The organism is Pollutimonas subterranea, from assembly GCF_002849655.1.
GTDB classification, from domain to species: domain Bacteria; phylum Pseudomonadota; class Gammaproteobacteria; order Burkholderiales; family Burkholderiaceae_B; genus Pollutimonas; species Pollutimonas subterranea.
Map to the genome: position 1 here is coordinate 355,171 of NZ_PDNW01000002.1, position 16,133 is coordinate 371,303.

At 57.6% G+C, this 16,133-nt stretch carries 13 protein-coding genes; 3 read left to right on the forward strand and 10 right to left on the reverse strand.

The genetic code is table 11. The features are described 5' to 3' along the window. Positions 1-7: 7 nt before the first annotated feature. The 3 genes from pstC to ppk1 form a co-directional block, all read right to left on the reverse strand. On the reverse strand, positions 8-946 hold the full coding sequence (gene pstC, locus CR159_RS04075) for a phosphate ABC transporter permease subunit PstC (RefSeq protein ID WP_102072721.1): 939 nt from the start codon (positions 944-946) through the stop codon (positions 8-10). 171 nt (positions 947-1,117) lie between these two features. Further along, positions 1,118-2,161: a phosphate ABC transporter substrate-binding protein PstS gene (gene pstS, locus CR159_RS04080; protein ID WP_102072722.1), complete on the reverse strand. Its 1,044-nt coding sequence runs from the start codon at positions 2,159-2,161 to the stop codon at positions 1,118-1,120. A gap of 102 nt (positions 2,162-2,263) precedes the next feature. Continuing rightward, the gene (gene ppk1, locus CR159_RS04085; protein ID WP_102072723.1) at positions 2,264-4,336 is read right to left on the reverse strand and encodes a polyphosphate kinase 1; all 2,073 of its coding nucleotides are present in this window, start codon (positions 4,334-4,336) and stop codon (positions 2,264-2,266) included. A gap of 199 nt (positions 4,337-4,535) precedes the next feature. On the opposite strand from ppk1, the gene CR159_RS04090 reads away from it, so the two are divergent. After that, positions 4,536-6,026 (forward strand): Ppx/GppA phosphatase family protein, encoded by a 1,491-nt coding sequence (locus CR159_RS04090; RefSeq protein ID WP_102072724.1) that lies wholly within the window; start codon positions 4,536-4,538, stop codon positions 6,024-6,026. 12 nt (positions 6,027-6,038) lie between these two features. On the opposite strand, the gene CR159_RS04095 is transcribed toward CR159_RS04090, so the two are convergent. The 5 genes from CR159_RS04095 to CR159_RS04115 form a co-directional block, all read right to left on the reverse strand. After that, positions 6,039-6,821: a GNAT family N-acetyltransferase gene (locus tag CR159_RS04095; protein WP_102072725.1), complete on the reverse strand. Its 783-nt coding sequence runs from the start codon at positions 6,819-6,821 to the stop codon at positions 6,039-6,041. Between the two features lie 65 nt (positions 6,822-6,886). Next, complete coding sequence (gene glmM / locus CR159_RS04100; protein ID WP_102072726.1) at positions 6,887-8,233, reverse strand: phosphoglucosamine mutase; 1,347 nt, start codon at positions 8,231-8,233, stop codon at positions 6,887-6,889. After that, positions 8,230-9,069, reverse strand: a complete 840-nt coding sequence (folP, locus tag CR159_RS04105) for a dihydropteroate synthase (protein WP_102072727.1) — start codon at positions 9,067-9,069, stop codon at positions 8,230-8,232. Before folP ends, glmM begins: the two co-directional genes overlap by 4 nt. Before the next feature lie 54 nt (positions 9,070-9,123). After that, positions 9,124-11,022, reverse strand: a complete 1,899-nt coding sequence (gene ftsH / locus CR159_RS04110) for an ATP-dependent zinc metalloprotease FtsH (RefSeq protein ID WP_102072728.1) — start codon at positions 11,020-11,022, stop codon at positions 9,124-9,126. 112 nt (positions 11,023-11,134) lie between these two features. Continuing rightward, the gene (locus tag CR159_RS04115; protein ID WP_102072729.1) at positions 11,135-11,770 is read right to left on the reverse strand and encodes an RlmE family RNA methyltransferase; all 636 of its coding nucleotides are present in this window, start codon (positions 11,768-11,770) and stop codon (positions 11,135-11,137) included. A gap of 17 nt (positions 11,771-11,787) precedes the next feature. On the opposite strand from CR159_RS04115, the gene CR159_RS04120 reads away from it, so the two are divergent. Then, entirely contained in the window at positions 11,788-12,357 is a 570-nt protein-coding gene (locus CR159_RS04120; RefSeq protein WP_102072730.1) for a YhbY family RNA-binding protein, read from the forward strand. Between the two features lie 113 nt (positions 12,358-12,470). Here the strand turns inward: CR159_RS04120 and greA are convergent, their stop codons facing one another. Continuing rightward, complete coding sequence (gene greA / locus CR159_RS04125) at positions 12,471-12,947, reverse strand: transcription elongation factor GreA (protein ID WP_102072731.1); 477 nt, start codon at positions 12,945-12,947, stop codon at positions 12,471-12,473. Between the two features lie 227 nt (positions 12,948-13,174). Beyond that, positions 13,175-14,509 (reverse strand): solute carrier family 23 protein, encoded by a 1,335-nt coding sequence (locus CR159_RS04130; RefSeq protein ID WP_102072732.1) that lies wholly within the window; start codon positions 14,507-14,509, stop codon positions 13,175-13,177. A gap of 230 nt (positions 14,510-14,739) precedes the next feature. Here CR159_RS04130 and CR159_RS04135 point away from each other — a divergent pair, with 230 nt between their 5' ends. After that, on the forward strand, positions 14,740-16,059 hold the full coding sequence (locus CR159_RS04135) for an ABC transporter substrate-binding protein (protein ID WP_102072733.1): 1,320 nt from the start codon (positions 14,740-14,742) through the stop codon (positions 16,057-16,059). Positions 16,060-16,133: the final 74 nt, after the last annotated feature.

Sequence of the window (16,133 nt, forward strand, 5' to 3'; positions counted from 1 at the left end):
GGCTCGGTTAGTGCGAGGTCCCTTCGCCCTTGGAGAGGCGAAGAAGCAGGAGTTTCGAGAAAGCCAGCACGACGGTGGTGATCAGGAACAGGATCAGGCCGAGCTCCAGGAGCGCAGCCTTCTGCATACCGCCTGCCTCGTTGAATTCATTGGCCAGCGCCGATGCAATGGAATTCGATGGAGCAAATATGGATGAAGGCAGGTTGAAGGCATTGCCGATCACGAACGTGACAGCCATGGTTTCGCCCAAAGCGCGCCCCAGCCCCAGCATGATGCCGCCGATTACGCCGCTTTTGGTATACGGCAGGACGACTTTCCAGACCACTTCCCATGTCGTGCTGCCCAGGCCGTATGCCGACTCCTTGAGCAGCGGGGGAACGAGTTCGAACACGTCGCGCATGACCGCCGTAATGAACGGAATCACCATGATGGACAGGATGAGCCCCGCCGTGAACACGCCTATGCCGAAAGGCGGACCGGCGAATATGTCGCCCAACACCGGAACGCCTGCGAAGAAATCAATGACATGCGGCTGAATATACTGCTGGAATATGGGCACAAACACGAACAGTCCCCACATTCCGTAAATAATGGATGGAATGGCGGCGAGCATTTCAATGGCAGTGCCCAAAGGCCGGCGCAGCCAGACCGGAGAAAGTTCGGTCAGGAACATGGCAATGCCGAACGACACAGGCACTGCAATCACCAACGCAATCAGCGACGTAAGCAGCGTTCCCACAATGGGTACCATTGCACCATATACGTTTTGTACGGGATCCCAGTTATTGGTCCATAAAAAGGCTATACCGTGGGCTGCGATGGACTCCCGACTTCCATAGAGCAGCGACGCCATGATGGCAGCGAGCAATATGAACACCAGAAACGCAAAAGTGCGCGTCAGGTTCTTGAACAGAGCGTCCATGAGCGCGCTTCGATTATTTTTCATGTCGGCTTTTTAGCGTTTCGTGGAAAGACCATGAGTATAAAAACACACGAGCACCAGGGTAAAAGGAATGCAAGAAGAGTTACCGCCATTTTTGCACAACAAGGACGGCGCCATCTGCACAGCACCGTCCTTGCATGACTTGCGGGAAGACCGGAGATCCGATTTTACCCGTTACTTCCAGATAGCACTGCCATCAGCGGCCTTGATCTCGGTTTTCCACGCTTCGGCGATCTGGTCGGTGACGCTGGCAGGCATGGGAACATAGTCGAGTTCTTCGGCCATCTTGCCGCCCTTCTTGAACGCCCAGTCAAAGAAAGCAAGCGTTTCCTTGCCGTTTTCAGGCTTGTCCTGCTTCTTGTGGACCAAGATGAAGCTGGCCGACGTTACAGGCCAGGATTCGGCACCGGGCTCTTCGGTCAGCACTACGCCCATTCCGGGTGCGCTTTTCCAATCGGCATTGGCGGCCGCGGCGGCAAATGCGGCTTGCGTAGGCTGGACAAATTGACCGTCTTTGTTCTTGAGCTGGGTCCAGGACAGATTGTTCTGCTTGGCATAGGCATACTCGACGTAGCCGATCGAGTTCTTGAGCTGGCGAACGTAGGCGGCGACGCCTTCGTTACCCTTGCCGCCCTGGCCGGTGGGCCACTTTACTGCCTTGCCTTCGCCGACCTGTTCTTTCCAGGCGGGAGATACCTTGGACAGATAATTGGTCCAGCCGAACGTTGTGCCCGATCCGTCTGAGCGATGAACAACAATAATGGAGGCGCTGGGCAGCTTGAAATCGGGGTTCATGGCCTTGATTGCCGCGTCATCCCATTTGGTGATCTTACCCAGGAAGATATCGGCAAGCACAGGGCCCGTGAGCTTGAGCTCGCCGGGCTTGATACCGGCGACGTTGATGACAGGAACCGTTCCACCGACAATGGCGGGAAACTGGAACAAGTTGTCCTTTTCAAGGGCATCGGCCTTCATTGGATCATCGGACGCGCCGAAATCGACTGTCTTGGCAATGATCTGTTGTTGCCCACCACCCGAACCGATGGACTGATAGTTGATCCGATTACCGGTTTCTTTATGGTATTGGGCAGCCCATTTTGCATAGATAGGATACGGAAACGAAGCGCCTGCACCGGTAATGTCGGCAGCATGGGCCGTCAGAGAAGCCGCAGCAAAAGCGACGCCGACCGAAACCTGTAATAAAACGCGTTTGAACATAGAGAAATCCTCTTGACCTGTACTTGTTAAGGCAGGCTAACCCTGCACAGACGCTATATTAAGTACACAATATGACATGTTCGTGACAGTAACCAATGTTATTCACGAACCAAGCTGTGTCATAAGGTGATGATGCAGGTTGAACGGCTTGCCGCGACCTTTCACCTTCACGTAGGAACCATTGGGCAAGGCGCGCCAGGCCAACTGGTTGTCGCGCAAGGCATACGTGAACGATTCGTTGATGACTCGCCGCTTCAGTACTTTGTCGAGCACCGGAAAGCTGACTTCGACACGCCGGAAAAAATTGCGGTCCATCCAGTCGGCGGACGATAGGTAAACGTTTTCGGCGCCGTCGTTGTAAAAGTAGAACACACGCGAGTGCTCCAGGAATTGGCCGATAATGGAGCGCACCCGGATGTTTTCCGACAAGCCCGGTACCCCGGCCCGCAAGGCGCACGCGCCCCGCACGATCAAATCGATTCTTACGCCCGCCTGGCTGGCCTTGTACAGGGCCTCGATGACTATCGGTTCCAGCAAGGAGTTCATCTTTGCCATGATGCGTGCCTTTTTGCCGGATTTGGCATTGACCGCTTCGCCCCGGATAAGCGCCACCATGGTCTCGTGCATGGTAAAGGGCGACTGAAGCAGCAGCTTCAAGGGACGTCTTGCGCCCAACCCAGTCAGCAGGGAAAACACTTTATCCATGTCTTCGCACAGCTTCTGGTCGGCGGTAAGCAGGCCGAAATCGGTGTACAGCCGTGCGGTACGCGGGTGGTAGTTGCCAGTACCCAAATGCCCGTAACGCCGAATGTGCCCGTTCTCGCGCCGCAGTACCAGCGACATCTTGGCATGAGTCTTGTGCCCGACCACGCCGTAGCTGACGTGCGCCCCCACTTCCTCGAGTTTGGCCGCCCAGTTTATATTGGTCTGTTCATCAAAGCGCGCCATGAGTTCCACGACCACCGTCACCTCTTTGCCCGCCTTGGCGGCTGCCACCAGCAAACGCATGAGTTCGGAGTCTTCGCCGGTGCGATAAATAGTTTGCTTGATGGCGACCACGGACGGGTCCAGCGCCGCGGCGGTCAGGAAGTTGAGTACCGGCTGAAATGCCTGGTACGGATGATGCAGCAAGTGGTCTTTTTCGGCAATGGCACCAAATAATTCGATGGGTTTGTCCGCCACCATGTCGAAAGGCGGCGGCATCTTGGGTCGATAGTCCGCAAACAGCAGCTCGGGACGATCGACCACATTGCATAGCTGCATCAGGCGCGACAGGTTTACCGGCCCGCTGACGCGATAGGTGTCCTGGGGCGACAACTGGAATTCTTTTTCAAGGAAGGTAGCCAGCGTCGGCGGCATGACATGATCGATCTCCAGCCGTACCGCCGCCCCGAAATTGCGCTGTGAAAGCTCCCCCTGCAGGGCCAGTCGCAAATTGGTAATTTCTTCTTCGTCCACGAACAGGTCGCTGTTGCGGGTTACGCGCCACTGATAGCAGCCTTTTACATCAAGACCCGGAAACAGTTCGGCAACGAACGCGCTGATCAGCGCGGTCAGCAATATATAGCCATGAGGTATGCCGCAAACCTCGGCAGGCACCTTGATGACCCGGGGCAGAGCCCGCGGCGCCTGGACAATGGCGATAGACGCACTGCGTCCAAAGGCATCCTGGCCGTGCAGGGAGACGATAAAGTTCAGGCTCTTGTTGTAGACCCGGGGAAACGGATGGGCTGGATCCAGACCGATGGGAGTAAGCATGGGCATGACTTCGCGATGGAAGCCCGCCTGTGCCCAAGCCAGCAGTTCTTCGCTCCAGTCACAGGGATCCAGTAGCGCAATGCCTTCCTTTCTGAGCTTGGGCAGTACGTCGTTGGTGAGCAGGCTGTTTTGCCGGTCGACCAGTTCGTGGGTCGCGACGTGTACGCGTTCGAAGGCTTCACCGGGCGTGTAGCCGTCGGCGCCGACCTGACCCGGATTCTGGCGCTGTTGCTCTTTCAGGCTTGAAATCCGAATTTCAAAGAACTCGTCCAGGTTGGAACTCACAATGCAGAGATAGCGCAGTCGTTCAAGCAGCGGTGTAGCGGGATTCTCGGCCATGGCAAGAACCCGCTCGTTGAACTTAAGCAGGGACAGTTCCCGATTCAGCAATGTGGGATCAGACAACGAAGGAAGCATATAAAGGAAAGCCCGTGCGAAAAGTTGACCCAATCTTTTACTTCATTTTTCTTACCGTTATGTGACAGCCCCAAAGAAGTTCTCGTTTCTGCCCAGGAAAAGCAATTATCGCTGTTTTTTAACGAATTACGCCGCTTGCGGGCCGCAGTGCCCGGCGAGGTCCTTATAATCGCAAGGTACTCACCCAGAAACAGCCCTAATGGACCACCTTCTTGCCGCCGTTGACCTCGGATCCAACAGTTTCCGCCTTTCAATCGGACGCGTCGTACAACAGGATGGCATCGCTCAGATCTACGCCATCGACCGCCTCAAGGAGTCAGTCAGGCTGGCGGCTGGCCTCGATGATGACAACGTCATCAATGAAGAGGCCATCGAACGCGCCATCACCATACTGAAACGCTTCGGGGAACGCCTGGCCGGATTCCACCCGAACCGCGTGCGCGCCGTGGCGACGAATACCTTCCGCATCGCCCGCAACGTGGCCGAAATATTGCCGCGTGCCGAAGCGGCCCTGGGTTTTCCCATCGAAGTCATCGCGGGGCAGGAAGAAGCGCGGCTCATCTTCTCGGGCATCACCAGCGAGCTTCCGCCGTCCGCCAACCGGCGGCTCATGATAGACATCGGTGGAGGATCCACGGAGGTCATCATCGGCAAGGGCTTTCAGCCCCTGCATATGTCGTCCCTTTTCATGGGGTGTGTGAGCTATACGCGCCAGTTCTTCGTCGACGGGCGCATTACAGAATCCAGAATGCAACAGGCCCAGTTCGCCGCGCGGCGCGAATTCGAAACGATTTCGGGGCAATACCGCAGAACCGGGTGGCAAGAAGCTTATGGATCATCGGGCACCGCCAAAGGCTTGCTGGCGGTATTGATGGAAGGAGGCATGTCCAAGAAAGGCATTACCCTGGAAGGAATGGAGAAGCTGAAGGCCAAGCTCGTTAAAGACGGCAAGGTAATCATGAGCGAGCTGCCCGGCCTGAAACATGATCGTTCACTCGTCCTGCCCGGCGGCCTTGCCATCATGATGGCGGCGTTCCACGAGCTCAAGATAAAATTGATGCTTCCCGGCGAAGGCGCCCTGCGCGTCGGCGTCCTGTACGATTTGCTGGGACGCGATTCGCAGCACGATAAGCGTGATGAAACCGTGCGCCAGTTCATGAAGCGCTACCATGTGGACCTCAAGCAATCCGCTCGCGTCAAGCGTGCCGCGCTGGGTTTCTTTTCACAGCTGGGACTGCCGGACGGGCCTGACAAACAAGAACTGGAGCGCACCTTGGGATGGGTTGCCGATCTGCACGAAATCGGAATCAGCATCGCCCATGACGATTATCACAAGCATGGCGCCTACATTCTTCAACATGCCGACATGCCGGGTTTTTCGAACGACGACCAGATCATGCTGTCCTTGTTCGCGCTGGGCCATCAAGGCAAACTCGGCAAGCTTCAAGCACGCGATCCCTCCCGTGACAAATGGCTTACCTTATTCTGCCTGCGGCTGGCCGTGCTGTTGTCACGGCGGCGGGATGATCGGGAGCCCATGCCAATTTCGATACAAGCCAATGGCCACAGCATTCGTGTCAATGCCGACGAGTCATGGCTGCAGAAGCACCCTCTTACCGAGTTCTCGCTACAGGCCGAAAAACGCGAATGGAACAAGGCCGGATTCGAGTTTGAACTGAATCCGACCTGATAGCTCTCGAGCCTACCGCATGCCGAAATGCCGGCGGTAACGGGCATCCATGCGTTGCGCATCCAGCAATACAGGAAAATCCGCAGTATTGAAGTCAGGATCCCAGGCCGGTTCGCCACAAATTTTCGCGCCGGCCTTCAAATAACCCTTGATCAATGCGGGTACCCGGGCCGGCAGCACGTCATCAAGGCGTTCAACCGGATAACGATGACGTGGAACAAGGCGGGGCAGATCGGGGTTGGCCGCCAGCGTGTCCCGCGCCCTGCGCCATACCTCGGCGGCAGCCGCGCCGTCGTCGCGCAGACTGACACTGGCACAGCCCAGCACGTAGCGCAGGCCCAATTGCTGCACCACGCTGGCAATGCCGGACCAAAGAAGCATGATAACCGCGCCATTGCGATAATCAGCATGCGTACACGAGCGTCCAATTTCAACAATTTCCTGCTCCAGGTCGCCCAGTCCGGCCAGGTAAAACTCGGACTCCGCATAATAGCCGCCTGCGTTCTTCGCATTGGCTGGCGTGAGCAGGCGATACGTTCCGACCACACGGCCCGTATCGGCTTCCCGGACCATGAGGTGTTCGCACCAGGTGTCGTAGTGGTCGATGTCCAGGCCGTCGACGCTATCCGGAAACACCGCATTCATTTCCTCGGTGAACACTTGATAGCGCAGGCGCTGTATCGCCTCCAGCTCTTCATTACTGCGGGCCAGTCCCAGAACCAGGCCCCCGGCCGAAGGTGCCGGCCAAATGGCATTTCTGACTGCTTCCGGTTGGGTACGTGCAAGCTCGAACATAGTGTGGCTCCTGTAAAGATGCCACGATTATGCGTGCCGAATATTTCAGGTTTTTGATGCCTGGCTTATTTACTGGACAAATCCACGTCAACCAGTTGCTGCACGCCGTCTTCGGCCAAGGACGTTTCCTCTGCTTCCACCATAAGACGCAGCTTGGGCTCGGTACCGGATGCCCTTATCAGCACACGGCCCCTGCCATTCAATTCGCGCTCGACCTTTTCCTTGGCAGCTTGCAAACCCGCATGGGTCTGCCATTGCACGTCCGGCGCCAGTGGCACATTGACCATTTTCTGCGGATACATTTTCAAATCCGCGACAAGATCGGACAGGCTCTGGCCGCTGCGGCTCATGGCCGTAAGCACCTGCAAGGCAGCAATAATGCCATCGCCGGTAGTGTGGCAATCCAGACACAACAGGTGGCCTGAACTTTCGCCGCCGAAGAGCCAGCCACGTTTCTGCATGCTCTCGAGCACATAGCGATCACCAACCTTGGCGCGTTCAAACCCGACACCCAAGGCTTGCATTTGTTTCTCGAATCCAAAATTGGTCATGAGCGTACCCACGACGCCGTCGACCCGTCCCTGTGTCATACGATCTCGCACGATCGCGTAGAGCAGCTCGTCGCCGTTATAAATGCGACCCGAACCGTCGACCATTTGCAACCGGTCAGCATCCCCGTCGAGCGCTATTCCAAGATCCGCCCCCCGCGCCTGCACTTCCGCCGCCAGGTGTTCGGGGTGCATGGCGCCGACGCCTTCATTGATGTTGAAGCCGTCCGGCTGGCACCCGATGGCAAACACTTCGGCGCCCAATTCGCGGAATACATGCGGCGCAATGTTATAGGCGGCTCCGTGAGCGCCATCGACCACGATGGAGACCCCGGACAGGTCCAGCTCGTTGGGAAAGGTACTTTTGCAGAATTCAATGTAACGCCCAGCGGCGTCGTCGATACGACGGGCCCGCCCCAGCGCTTCCGAACCGACACAACCCAGGGGCTCGTCGATGGCCGCTTCTATCTCGGCCTCGATGTCATCGTCCAGCTTCATGCCCTGCGCCGAGAAGAACTTGATACCGTTATCCTGGTAAGGATTGTGCGAGGCACTGATTACTACACCCGCCACCAGCCGTAAGGCACGCGTCAGGTAAGCCACTGCCGGGGTCGGTATAGGGCCGGCAAGCAGCACATCGATACCCGCCGCTGACAAGCCGGCTTCAAGGGCGGACTCAAGCATATAGCCCGAAATCCGCGTGTCTTTGCCGATTACAACCGCTGGGCGTCCACGCCCCGGTTGCTGGCGGGCCAGCACGCGCCCCGCCGCGTAGCCCAGCCGCAGTGCAAACTCTGCGTTGATGGTGGGCCCGCCGACTTCGCCACGGACGCCGTCTGTACCAAAATACTTGCGATCTGTCATATGAATTTCCCTGTTTCTATTGCTTGCCATACTTTTACCGCATCCACGGTCGCAGCGACATCGTGCACACGGATGATATGCGCGCCGCGCGCCACCGCGGCCAATGCGGCGGCGACGCTGCCGCCCAGGCGATCCGCCGGCAAACGGCCTGTGACGTGGCCGATCATGGACTTGCGCGACACGCCGATCAACCACGGGTAGCCCTTGCCGTCGATATCGCCCAGGCGCTGTAACATCAAATAGTTCTGCTGCGGCGTTTTCCCGAAGCCAAAGCCAGGATCAAGAATAATGCGGCCCCGGTCAATACCCGCATCGCGCATGACCTGGACACGCTCGTGCAGGAAATCGTGCACCTCGTGCAGGACGTCGTCATAGCGCGGCGCCCGTTGCATGGTGGTCGGCTCGCCCTGCATATGCATGACGCACAGGCCGCAGCGTGAATCCGACACCGCCTCGATCGCACCCTCGCGCCGAAACCCATAAATGTCGTTGATCATGTCCACGCCGGCATCGAGCACGCGACGCATCACCTCGGGCTTGAAGGTGTCGACAGATAAAGGAACGCCCGCATCAAGCAACCCGTCGATAACCGGAAGGATGCGTTGAAGTTCGTCGGCCGCGGACACCGGCTCGGCGCCGGGACGTGTGGACTCGCCGCCAATGTCCAGGATATCGGCGCCGTCGGCAATGAGTTGCCTTGCATGCGCAATGGCGAAATCCGGGGAATGATGCGTGGAGATGTTCGAAAAGGAGTCTGGGGTGACATTGACGATCCCCATAACCAAAGGGCGCTCGAGTGTCAGCTCGAAGCGCCCACAAACCAGGTTTGAGCTCATCGGTGTGATACCGGAACCTGCTTGCCTGGATGACCAGGCAGCAGGCGCCGAACCTTATACAGGCGTAGTGGCAGCGTTGCCCCCAGCCGACGTCAGGCCGGCGGCCGGCGGCGGGCTGTCGGGCGTGTCGTTTTGCGACGCTACGACCTGTGGTGCGCGCGGGGGACGCCCTTGCATGATGTCTTCGATCTGTTCCGCATCGATGGTTTCCCATTCGAGCAAGGCAGCCGTCATGGCTTCCATCTTCTCGCGGTTGTCTTCAATGATCTTGCGGGCCACCGTGTACTGCTGGTCTATGATGGCGCGAATTTCCTGATCGACTTTCTGCATGGTGGCTTCGGATACATGCGTCGTTTTGGTGACGCTGCGGCCAAGGAAGACTTCGCCTTCGTTCTCGGCGTACACGACAGGCCCGAGTGAGTCGGTCATGCCGTAGCGCGTAACGATATCGCGAGCAATGGCGGTGGCGCGCTCGAAGTCGTTGGATGCGCCGGTGGTCATCTGGTTCATGAAGACTTCTTCAGCGATACGCCCCCCGAACAGCACGGCAATGGTGTTGAGCAGACGCTCTTTGTCCATGCTGTAGCGGTCGGTGTCGGGCAATTGCATCGTGACACCCAGTGCACGGCCGCGAGGAATGATGGTTACCTTGTGCACCGGATCGGTCTTGGGCAGGCTGCGCGCAACCAGCGCGTGGCCGGACTCGTGGTAGGCCGTATTGCGGCGCTCTTCTTCGGGCATGATGAGCGAGCGGCGCTCGGCACCCATGATGATCTTGTCTTTCGCTTTTTCGAAGTCGTTCATTTCAACCGTGCGACCACTGCGTCGCGCGGCGAACAAGGCGGCTTCGTTGACCAGGTTGGCCAGGTCGGCGCCTGAAAAGCCCGGGGTACCGCGAGCCAGGATCATGGCATCGACATTGGTGGCCAAGGGCACTTTGCGCATGTGCACTTTCAGGATCTGCTCGCGGCCACGGATATCGGGCAGCGAGACCACGACCTGGCGATCGAAGCGCCCAGGACGCAGCAAGGCGGGATCGAGCACGTCGGGACGGTTGGTCGCTGCAATAACGAGTACGCCCTGGCCGGTTTCAAAACCATCCATTTCAACCAGCAACTGGTTCAGCGTTTGCTCGCGTTCGTCGTTGCCGCCGCCCAGGCCTGCGCCGCGTTGGCGTCCAACGGCGTCGATTTCATCGATAAAGATGATGCACGGTGCCTGCTTCTTGGCGTTCTCGAACATGTCGCGCACGCGGGCAGCGCCCACACCGACGAACATTTCGACGAAATCGGAACCCGAAATACTGAAGAAAGGAACCTTGGCTTCGCCGGCTATGGCCTTGGCCAACAGCGTTTTACCAGTACCCGGCGAACCAACCATAAGAACGCCGCGCGGGATACGGCCACCCAGGCGCTGGAATTTGGTGGGGTCACGCAGGAAGTCGACGAGCTCCTGGACATCTTCCTTGGCCTCGTCACACCCGGCCACATCGGCAAACGTGATGTGATTGGTGTTTTCGTCCATCATGCGTGCGCGTGACTTTCCGAAGCTGAAGGCCCCGCCCTTGCCGCCGCCCTGCATCTGGCGCATGAAGAATATCCACACCCCAATAAGCAACAGCATGGGGAACCAGGAAATGAACAGGCTGGCCAGGAATGAGGGTTCTTCGCGAGCCTTGCCGGAGACCTCTACCCCGGACTTGACCAGTTCAGGCACCATCCACAGGTCGCCGGGCGACGTAAGACTGTACGGGCGGCCGGCATCGGGCGTTACATAAAGGGTGTCTCCCTGGATGTCGACCTTGTTGATGCGGCCCGCCTGGGCGTCGCTCATGAATTGAGTGTAAGTTACGCTCTCGGTGGTGGTTGCGCGGCCGTCAAACTGCTTGAAAACAGTAAACAGGACCAACGCGATCACCATCCAGATCGCAACCTTGGAAAACGAGTTGTTCAAAGCCAACCTCCACTTGTAACTACCACTTGCCGGACCCCCGCAACTGCGGCAGCAAAACAAGCATATCAATGACTCATTCTACTCGATAGAAAGAATCGTGTTTGTCAAACCCCTACGACTTGAGACGCCGTCCGACCAGAAAGGTTTCCGAGGACCTGACGCGCGAAGCCTTGGGTTTACGCTCGACCACGCGATGAAAACGTTGTTTGAATGATTCCACGATTTGAGAGAATCCGCTGCCATGGAAAGCCTTGACGATAAGCGCGCCATTTGGCTGCAGATGGTGGCAGGAAAAATCGAGGGCCAAATCGCATACATGCTGAATTCTAGCTGAATCGGCCGAACTCACGCCTGATAAGTTGGGGGCCATATCGGAAATCACAAGATCCACTTGCTGCCCATTGAGCATATTTTTCAATTGATCTAGTATGGAGTCTTCACGAAAGTCGCCCAGAATGAACTCGACTCCGGCTATGGGTTCCATGGGCAGCATGTCCAGCGCAATGATGCGGCCGTCTATGACACCGCCTGCGCCAACCATGCGTTCGCGCGCCACTTGCGACCAGCTTCCCGGCGCCGAGCCCAGGTCAACCACAATGTCGCCGTGCTGCATCAGCTTTTCAGTATCCAGGATTTCAGTCAGCTTGAATGCCGCCCTGGCGCGATACCCTTTCTGTTGCGCCATTTTGACGTAGGGATCATTTATATGCTGCTGAACCCATTCTTTAGAGAATTTATTTTTGGCCATTACCGTACAATCTCATTATGCCAAAACTCGACATTACTTCCCAAGAGCGCAGCGCACTTCGCGCCGCAGCCCACCCTTTGCGTCCGGTCGTACTGATTGGAGACCGGGGTTTATCCGAATCGGTGCTTAAAGAAATCGATCTTAATCTGAATGCGCACCAGCTTATCAAGGTGCGCGTTTCAGGCGACGATCGAGACGCACGCGTTGCCATGCTCGACTCCATATGCGAGACCTTGTCGTGTGCGGTAGTTCATCATCTGGGTAAAACCCTGATCATCTATCGGCCTGACACGGCGGCAATACGCGCCAAGACCGAAGCCGAGAATGCGACCCGCGCCACACGCAAGCCTTCAGAGCCACATACCCCCAAGAAGCTGGCGGCCACCGGGGGGACCCGTACGCGGCGCACTGAAAAAGCACTGCGTAAGGCCCGCAAGGCCGAAAGACTTGAATCGGCACCGCCACGTGCGAAACGCGCCGGTGCAGCAGCGCCGGCTCGTCCGGCTCACGCAATACCCCGGCGAGCCGGCAGCGCAATGTCGCTACGCGCTGGCGCCCGGCGCTCGTTGGGCCCGGCTAAACGCTGATTTGTGCGCGGACATTATAAAGCCCATCGCAAACACATGTTGCATGGGCTTTTCTTTTGCGTCGCATATTGTACCTTCAGCAGGCGGAGACGCCCGCCTGTTGAATCACAACATTACAAATAGCTGACGTTCAACACTTCGAATTCGCGGATTCCGGCAGGAGCCCTGACCGAAACGACATCACCCTCGCTTTTGCCGATCAGCGCACGCGCGACCGGGCTTGACACCGAAATGAGGTTGGCGCGGATATCGGCCTCGACATCGCCCACGATCTGATAGGTGACGCGCTCGCCCGATTCCAGATCTTCGATTTCCACCGTGGCGCCGAACACGGCTCTTCCTTCTACGTCGAGGGCTGCGGGGTCGATGATTTGCGCATTGGACAATGTGCCTTCGAGCTCCTTGATGCGTCCTTCCACGAAGGCCTGACGTTCGCGCGCAGCGTCGTACTCGGCGTTCTCGGAAAGGTCGCCCTGGGCCCGGGCCTCGGCAATGGCATTGATGACTTCAGGCCGTTCAATGGTTTTCAAACGATGTAGCTCGGCTTGCAAGCGCTCAGCGCCGCGTGCTGTCAACGGTATCGCAGACATAATGTTCCTGGATAAAAAGTAAAAAGACGCTCCTCACAAGGAGCGCCTAGTATTGAATTGGTGAGACAGTTTGGACCGTCTTGTGCGAACTAAAGGAAGCGTTGGTTTGTTATAGCTGTAAACAACGCCTGGGTCTAGCTCAAAAACAAACCCCGGCCTGTGCCCAAACCGGGGGTATAGGTGTATTGTCGGCAAACTGCGGAAAAATTGCAAGCCCCCCAGGAGCTCTAGGGGGTTGCCGCTGCCTTCGAGCCTGAGCCGATGCGAAGCAGCGCGTACAGGATGATGGCGCCGAACGTGGCAGTTCCAATGCCGTCGAGCCTGAACGCGCCGAACTGCAAGGAAAAGTTTCCAGCTCCCAGTATCAGCGTAACCGCCGCGACGATAAGATTGCGATTATCGGTGAAGTCGACCTGGTTGACGACCCATATACGCGCCCCGGCCACCGCGATCAAGCCAAATACGACCAGCGACATGCCGCCGAGCACCGGTCCGGGTATGGTCTGGATCAGGGCGCCGAACTTGGGCGAAAAGCCAAGCAATATGGCCATGAATGCAGCAAATACGAATACCAGGGTCGAATAAATGCGCGTAACAGTCATGACGCCGATATTCTCGGCATAGGTAGTGACTCCGGTGCCGCCCACGGCTCCGGACAGCATAGTGGCCACGCCGTCGCCCACGAAGGCGCGACCCAGATATACGTCAAGATTTTTCCCCGTCATGGCACTGACTGCTTTGATATGGCCCAGGTTCTCGGCCACCAGGATAATGGCGACCGGAACAATCACGCTGATGGCGTGGGCTTCGAATACCGGTGCCGAAAAATTGGGCAGGCCGAGCCATGGGGCGCTCGATACCCCGCTGAAATCAATAGCAGGTCCCAGACCCAGCCCGTTGGCCAGAACAGCATAGATGACGCAGGCCAGGAGTAATCCAACCAAAATGAGCAAACGCTGCGTCGTGCCGCGGGTATAGACCGCAATGCCGCCCACGCAGAGCACAGTCATGAGTGCCATAAGCGCGTCGAACGTGGAACCGCCCATGGCGCCCTTGGCGGCGATGGGCGCCAGGTTCAAGCCTATGACGGCAACGACGGCGCCGGTCACGACCGGAGGCATCCAGCGATTTATCCAGTTCGCAGCGCCTCCGGACCGGGCATTCATCCACCACACCAGCAAGCCAATAACGGTATAGGCCAGGCCGCAAATGATAATGGCGCCGAGCGCCACGCCTATATTGGCGTTCGGCCCTGAGCCCGCGTAGCCCGTTACCGCGATGACACCGCCGATGAAGGCAAAGCTGGAGCCGAGGTAACTTGGAACGCGTCCGCCGACAAAGAAGAAAAATATCAACGTACCAATGCCGGACATCAGGATGGCCACATTGGCATCGAACCCCATCAACAAGGGTGCAAGTATGGTTGAGCCGAACATGGCCACCACATGCTGGGCCCCCATGGCGATATTCTGGGGCAAGGAAAGACACTCGTCCGGCTGCACGACAACGCCATGGGCACCACCCTGCACTTTGCGCCAGCGTGGAAAATAAGAGTTCGACATAAAAAAGGCCTTGTTCTAAGGTTGTGGGGCTGTCCCGTGACATGCCCGGCGGTTTTACCGTGGCGAGAGTGTACGGGCGCAGGCCGTCGAGCGGCAAGAAGTACTAACGTTTTCCCTCTGAAGTGATGCCGTCGCCTATGGCTTATCGCCCACATTAAAAAATGTGATTGGACGGAAATGGCCGCATTGCCTATGTTGCGATCATCCACAAACCTTATGGAGACAAAAACATGAAAAAGAAAATCAAGCCTTTGTTGACGGCCTTGCTGCTTCTGGCGGGAGCACCGGCAATGGCCGGAACGGTTACCGTCATCACTTCGTTTCCCAAGGAACTGACCCAAGCGTACAAGTCGGCCTTCGAGAAAGCCAACCCCGACATCAAGCTGGAAATACTCAACAAGAACACGGTCTCCGGCATCGCCTATGTACGCGAGACCGACGCCGGCAAGCGTCCCGAAGTCTTCTGGGCCAGCGCTCCCGACGCATTCGAAGTGCTTGCCCAGGCGAATCTGCTGGAAAAGGCCACCGACATTGCAAATCCGGACGTACCGGCCAAGATAGGCAGCTTTCCCATCAACGACCCTGGCGGTTTCTTCCTGGGCCAGGCGCTGGCAGGCTATGGCATTATGTACAACACCCGTCTCATCAAGGCCAAGAAGCTTGCCCCACCCGGCTCATGGGTCGATCTGCTTGAGCCGGCATGGTATGGCAACGTCGGCATCACATCGCCGTCCAGGTCCGGCACCATGCACCTGACCGTCGAAACAATTCTGCAAGGCGAAGGATGGGACAAGGGATGGAACACCCTGATCCGCATGGCGGGGAACAGCGCCGCCATAACCGACCGCTCGTTCGGCGTACCCGACGGGGTCAATAACGGCCAATTCGGCGCAGGTCCGGTCATCGATTTCTTTGGACTGTCCAGCAAGTACTCCAAGTTTCCCGTCGAGTTCATCTACCCGGAAGAGACCGCAATCGTTCCGGCCAATATCGCACTGATTGCTGGCGCCCGGAATACGGCTGAAGGCAAGAAATTCATTGCATACACGCTGAGCAAGGAAGGCCAGGAGCTGCTGCTGAAGCCCGAGATATCCCGCCTGCCGGTCCTGCCCTACAGCAAACTGGGCAACATTCCGGAAGGCTATCCCGACCCGGGCGAAATCGCCAAGCGCAGCAAGGTGCAGTTCGATGTGGATCTCTCCCAAAGCCGCTACTACATCGTGCAATCGTTGTTTGATCAAACCATCACGTTCCGGCACGCCGACCTGCAGCAGGCCAGCAAAGCCATCTATGACGCTGAAGCCAAGCTGGGCAATGCCCCCAGCGAAAAAGCAAAAGAAGCTCTCGCCCAGGCAAAGAAACTGGCATGGACGCCCCTGCTGGATTCGGAGCAAGTCAAATCTCCCGACCTCCTGGCGGTTTTCGCGGGCAACAAGAAAGACGCGGACATAAGCCAGAAGCTGTCAAAGATCCAGGGCGAATGGAATAGCCAAGCCAAGGCCAACTACGAGAAAGCCCGGGCTTTGGCACAAGAAGCCGCCAACCTGTAGTCAGCGCAGGCCCGGGGCCGTGCAACGCGCGCCCCGGGCCTTGTTTTGCCCGTCAGCACTGCATGGTGCAGCAG